Origin of the sequence: Neisseria sp. HMSC056A03 (assembly GCF_001815685.1) — a bacterium.
Taxonomy (GTDB): Bacteria; Pseudomonadota; Gammaproteobacteria; order Burkholderiales; family Neisseriaceae; genus Neisseria; species Neisseria subflava.
Window position 1 is genome coordinate 1 of record NZ_KV821572.1, and the last position, 6321, is coordinate 6321.

Genomic DNA, 6321 nt, shown 5'->3' on the forward strand with positions numbered 1-6321 from the left:
TTACCCAATGTAAAGTCTCCATTTGTCCAGGTCTTCATTCCCGGCCCCATACAAAGCCGCCCGTCAACCCGAACCGCAAACGGTTCGGCCTCGGGGCGGCGTCTACGGCAGTTAACCGTCAGGCTTATTTTTTCACGGCAGGCTGGGCGGCCTTAGGCGCGGCAGAAGAAACCGTCGCCTCCGCCTTCAACTTGTTCAGCACCGCATCACCGATGCCCTTCACGTTTTTCAGCTCCTCCACCGATTTGAACGCACCGTTCTTCTGACGGTATTCCACAATCGATTTCGCCTTAGCCGGGCCGATACCCGGCAAGGCCTCCAGTTCGGCAGAAGACGCGGTATTGATGTTCACGGCAGCCAAAGAGAACGCCGCACAGACGGCGGCAAATGCACCAAATAAAAATTTCTTCATCAGATTTTTTCCCATAACGTGTTTGATTGAATCAGTCAGGAAGTCTACAGAATGGTTTTATTCCAAGCGGTAAACACTGTCACATACGCAGATAGGGCAACAGCCCATACCCACATAAATGCTTACGCCATATTAACGCAAATATCGTTTGATTTCAAATATTCCAAACAGTTAACCGTAACTTTCAGTACTTTTGTTCAAGAATAACAACAGGGTAATCATACATAATCCAAATACCAAGAATGCACGAACACTCAATAGGTATCGGTTCATCAATATTCTTGCACCCCTTACCCCATCACCTATCGCCAAACCGATAGAACCGACAGGCATGTAAAAAGCCCCCGACATCAGTCGGGGGCTTCGGAATGGGTGTTTGGCGGTGACCTACTTTCACATGGAAGAACCACACTATCATCGGCGCTGAGTCGTTTCACGGTCCTGTTCGGGATGGGAAGGCGTGGGACCAACTCGCTATGGCCGCCAAACTTAAACTGTTACAAATCGGTAAAGCCTTAATCAATTATTTAGTGATGACTGAATCAGTCAGTAAGCTTTTATATTTGAAGTTCTTCAAATGATAGAGTCAAGCCTCACGAGCAATTAGTATGGGTTAGCTTCACACGTTACCGCGCTTCCACACCCCACCTATCAACGTCCTGGTCTCGAACGACTCTTTAGTGCGGTTAAACCGCAAGGGAAGTCTCATCTTCAGGCGAGTTTCGCGCTTAGATGCTTTCAGCGCTTATCTCTTCCGAACTTAGCTACCCGGCGATGCCACTGGCGTGACAACCGGTACACCAGAGGTTCGTCCACTCCGGTCCTCTCGTACTAGGAGCAGCCCCCGTCAAACTTCCAACGCCCACTGCAGATAGGGACCAAACTGTCTCACGACGTTTTAAACCCAGCTCACGTACCACTTTAAATGGCGAACAGCCATACCCTTGGGACCGACTACAGCCCCAGGATGTGATGAGCCGACATCGAGGTGCCAAACTCCGCCGTCGATATGAACTCTTGGGCGGAATCAGCCTGTTATCCCCGGAGTACCTTTTATCCGTTGAGCGATGGCCCTTCCATACAGAACCACCGGATCACTATGTCCTGCTTTCGCACCTGCTCGACTTGTCGGTCTCGCAGTTAAGCTACCTTTTGCCATTGCACTATCAGTCCGATTTCCGACCGGACCTAGGTAACCTTCGAACTCCTCCGTTACTCTTTGGGAGGAGACCGCCCCAGTCAAACTGCCTACCATGCACGGTCCCCGACCCGGATTACGGGTCTGGGTTAGAACCTCAAAGACACCAGGGTGGTATTTCAAGGACGGCTCCACAGAGACTGGCGTCTCTGCTTCAAAGCCTCCCACCTATCCTACACAAGTGACTTCAAAGTCCAATGCAAAGCTACAGTAAAGGTTCACGGGGTCTTTCCGTCTAGCAGCGGGTAGATTGCATCTTCACAACCACTTCAACTTCGCTGAGTCTCAGGAGGAGACAGTGTGGCCATCGTTACGCCATTCGTGCGGGTCGGAACTTACCCGACAAGGAATTTCGCTACCTTAGGACCGTTATAGTTACGGCCGCCGTTTACTGGGGCTTCGATCCGATGCTTGCACATCTTCAATTAACCTTCCAGCACCGGGCAGGCGTCACACCCTATACGTCCACTTTCGTGTTAGCAGAGTGCTGTGTTTTTAATAAACAGTCGCAGCCACCTATTCTCTGCGACCCTCCAGGGCTTACGGAGCAAGTCCTTAACCTTAGAGGGCATACCTTCTCCCGAAGTTACGGTATCAATTTGCCGAGTTCCTTCTCCTGAGTTCTCTCAAGCGCCTTAGAATTCTCATCCTGCCCACCTGTGTCGGTTTGCGGTACGGTTCGATTCAAACTGAAGCTTAGTGGCTTTTCCTGGAAGCGTGGTATTGGTTACTTCATGTCCGTAGACACTCGTCATCACTTCTCGGTGTTAAGAAGACCCGGATTTGCCTAAGTCTTCCACCTACCGGCTTAAACAAGCTATTCCAACAGCTTGCTAACCTAACCTTCTCCGTCCCCACATCGCATTTGAATCAAGTACAGGAATATTAACCTGTTTCCCATCGACTACGCATCTCTGCCTCGCCTTAGGGGCCGACTCACCCTACGCCGATGAACGTTGCGTAGGAAACCTTGGGCTTTCGGCGAGCGGGCTTTTCACCCGCTTTATCGCTACTCATGTCAACATTCGCACTTCTGATACCTCCAGCACACTTTACAATGCACCTTCATCGGCCTACAGAACGCTCCCCTACCATGCCAGTAAACTGGCATCCGCAGCTTCGGTTATAGATTTGAGCCCCGTTACATCTTCCGCGCAGGACGACTCGACCAGTGAGCTATTACGCTTTCTTTAAATGATGGCTGCTTCTAAGCCAACATCCTGGCTGTCTGGGCCTTCCCACTTCGTTTACCACTTAATCTATCATTTGGGACCTTAGCTGGCGGTCTGGGTTGTTTCCCTCTTGACAACGGACGTTAGCACCCGCTGTCTGTCTCCCGAGGAACCACTTGATGGTATTCTTAGTTTGCCATGGGTTGGTAAGTTGCAATAACCCCCTAGCCATAACAGTGCTTTACCCCCATCAGTGTCTTGCTCGAGGCACTACCTAAATAGTTTTCGGGGAGAACCAGCTATCTCCGAGTTTGTTTAGCCTTTCACCCCTATCCACAGCTCATCCCCGCATTTTGCAACATGCGTGGGTTCGGTCCTCCAGTACCTGTTACGGCACCTTCAACCTGGCCATGGATAGATCACTCGGTTTCGGGTCTACACCCAGCAACTCTTCGCCCTATTAAGACTCGGTTTCCCTACGCCTCCCCTATTCGGTTAAGCTCGCTACTGAATGTAAGTCGTTGACCCATTATACAAAAGGTACGCAGTCACACCATAAGGGTGCTCCCACTGTTTGTATGCATCAGGTTTCAGGTTCTATTTCACTCCCCTCCCGGGGTTCTTTTCGCCTTTCCCTCACGGTACTGGTTCACTATCGGTCGATGATGAGTATTTAGCCTTGGAGGATGGTCCCCCCATATTCAGACAGGATTTCACGTGTCCCGCCCTACTTTTCGTACGCTTAGTACCACTGTTGAGATTTCGAATACGGGACTATCACCCACTATGGTCAAGCTTCCCAGCTTGTTCTTCTATCTCGACAGTTATTACGTACAGGCTCCTCCGCGTTCGCTCGCCACTACTTGCGGAATCTCGGTTGATTTCTTTTCCTCCGGGTACTTAGATGGTTCAGTTCTCCGGGTTCGCTTCTCTAAGTCTATGTATTCAACTTAGGATACTGCACAGAATGCAGTGGGTTTCCCCATTCGGACATCGCGGGATCATAGCTTTATTGCCAGCTCCCCCACGCTTTTCGCAGGCTTACACGTCCTTCGTCGCCTATCATCGCCAAGGCATCCACCTGATGCACTTATTCACTTGACTCTATCATTTCAAGAACCTCTTTGACTTCGTTTGCCTACCCGTTGACTAGGGAAGCAAACTTGAAATTCCTACTTTGATAAAGCTTACTGCTTTGTTGTGTCTTAATCCTGCCTTTTGTGTTTCAGGATTAAGTCGATACAATCATCACCCAAATACTGTGTTTGTTTTCTTTTCTCTTGCGAGAGATTTTTTATCCTTTGCAAAGAACAAAAAATCAAAACAAATTCATTGTCTTTGTTTGTTGATTTCGGCTTTCCAATTTGTTAAAGATCGATGCGTCGATATTCCACTTCGCAAATCAAAATAAGCTGCTAAGTATAGCAGACTTCCTTTGATTTGTAAAGTTCTTGGTGGAGGCAAACGGGATCGAACCGATGACCCCCTGCTTGCAAAGCAGGTGCTCTACCAACTGAGCTATGCCCCCGTTCTTGGTGGGTCTGGGAGGACTTGAACCTCCGACCCCACGCTTATCAAGCGTGTGCTCTAACCAGCTGAGCTACAAACCCGGATTCTCTTCTTAAGCGAATCTTGTCTTCACTCAAGCTTTTCTCTTCCGCATCTTTTACAGTTTACCGATAAGTGTGAATGCATTAGACCTCTTCTTTCTCTAGAAAGGAGGTGATCCAGCCGCAGGTTCCCCTACGGCTACCTTGTTACGACTTCACCCCAGTCATGAAGCATACCGTGGTAAGCGGGCTCCTTGCGGTTACCCTACCTACTTCTGGTATCCCCCACTCCCATGGTGTGACGGGCGGTGTGTACAAGACCCGGGAACGTATTCACCGCAGTATGCTGACCTGCGATTACTAGCGATTCCGACTTCATGCACTCGAGTTGCAGAGTGCAATCCGGACTACGATCGGTTTTGTGAGATTGGCTCCACCTCGCGGCTTGGCTACCCTCTGTACCGACCATTGTATGACGTGTGAAGCCCTGGTCATAAGGGCCATGAGGACTTGACGTCATCCCCACCTTCCTCCGGCTTGTCACCGGCAGTCTCATTAGAGTGCCCAACTAAATGATGGCAACTAATGACAAGGGTTGCGCTCGTTGCGGGACTTAACCCAACATCTCACGACACGAGCTGACGACAGCCATGCAGCACCTGTGTTACGGCTCCCGAAGGCACTCCTCCGTCTCTGGAGGATTCCGTACATGTCAAGACCAGGTAAGGTTCTTCGCGTTGCATCGAATTAATCCACATCATCCACCGCTTGTGCGGGTCCCCGTCAATTCCTTTGAGTTTTAATCTTGCGACCGTACTCCCCAGGCGGTCAATTTCACGCGTTAGCTACGCTACTAAGCAATCAAGTTGCCCAACAGCTAATTGACATCGTTTAGGGCGTGGACTACCAGGGTATCTAATCCTGTTTGCTACCCACGCTTTCGAGCATGAACGTCAGTGTTATCCCAGGAGGCTGCCTTCGCCATCGGTATTCCTCCACATCTCTACGCATTTCACTGCTACACGTGGAATTCTACCTCCCTCTGACACACTCTAGTCACCCAGTTCAGAACGCAGTTCCCAGGTTGAGCCCGGGGATTTCACATCCTGCTTAAGTAACCGTCTGCGCTCGCTTTACGCCCAGTAATTCCGATTAACGCTCGCACCCTACGTATTACCGCGGCTGCTGGCACGTAGTTAGCCGGTGCTTATTCTTCAGGTACCGTCATCAGCTGTCGATATTAGCAACAGCCTTTTCTTCCCTGACAAAAGTCCTTTACAACCCGAAGGCCTTCTTCAGACACGCGGCATGGCTGGATCAGGCTTGCGCCCATTGTCCAAAATTCCCCACTGCTGCCTCCCGTAGGAGTCTGGGCCGTGTCTCAGTCCCAGTGTGGCGGATCATCCTCTCAGACCCGCTACTGATCGTCGCCTTGGTAGGCCTTTACCCCACCAACTAGCTAATCAGATATCGGCCGCTCGAATAACGCAAGGCCCGAAGGTCCCCTGCTTTCCTCCTCAGAGAATATGCGGTATTAGCTAATCTTTCGATTAGTTATCCCCCATTACTCGGTACGTTCCGATATGTTACTCACCCGTTCGCCACTCGCCACCCAAGAAGCAAGCTTCTCTGTGCTGCCGTCCGACTTGCATGTGTAAAGCATGCCGCCAGCGTTCAATCTGAGCCAGGATCAAACTCTTATGTTCAATCTCTAACTTATAACTTCTGGTCTGCTTCAAAGAAACCGACAGGACAATGTCTAAAACATCATCTTGTCTGTCTTTCAAACAGTGTGAGGCCTAATGCACTCACACTTATCGGTAATCTGTTTTTTAAAGAGCGAATCGAATTATACAGTACATTTAGCAAATGTCAACTAAAATTATCGAAAATTTCAACCAACTGTGTTATACTGTCTGCTTCGTTTTCTTCACCGCGTCAGCAGCGAAGAACCGAACTATACGCCTCACAACAAAACCAGTCAACACC

The 6321-nt window shown here is 49.8% G+C and carries 1 protein-coding gene, 2 tRNA genes and 3 rRNA genes; all 6 read right to left on the minus strand.

Annotated features, from left to right (window positions below):
• Positions 1-124: 124 nt before the first annotated feature.
• The gene (locus HMPREF3052_RS00100; protein WP_036472233.1) at positions 125-412 is read right to left on the minus strand and encodes a ComEA family DNA-binding protein; all 288 of its coding nucleotides are present in this window, start codon (positions 410-412) and stop codon (positions 125-127) included.
• 374 nt (positions 413-786) lie between these two features.
• Positions 787-900 (minus strand): 5S ribosomal RNA (rrf, locus tag HMPREF3052_RS00105).
• 94 nt (positions 901-994) lie between these two features.
• Positions 995-3886, minus strand: a 23S ribosomal RNA gene (locus tag HMPREF3052_RS00110).
• 348 nt (positions 3887-4234) lie between these two features.
• Positions 4235-4310, minus strand: a tRNA-Ala gene (locus HMPREF3052_RS00115).
• Positions 4311-4315: 5 nt separating this feature from the next.
• Positions 4316-4392, minus strand: a tRNA-Ile gene (locus tag HMPREF3052_RS00120).
• A 105-nt stretch (positions 4393-4497) separates the two neighbouring features.
• A 16S ribosomal RNA gene (locus HMPREF3052_RS00125) occupies positions 4498-6038 on the minus strand.
• Together the 16S, 23S and 5S rRNA genes with 2 tRNA genes alongside form the textbook arrangement of a ribosomal RNA operon.
• Positions 6039-6321: the final 283 nt, after the last annotated feature.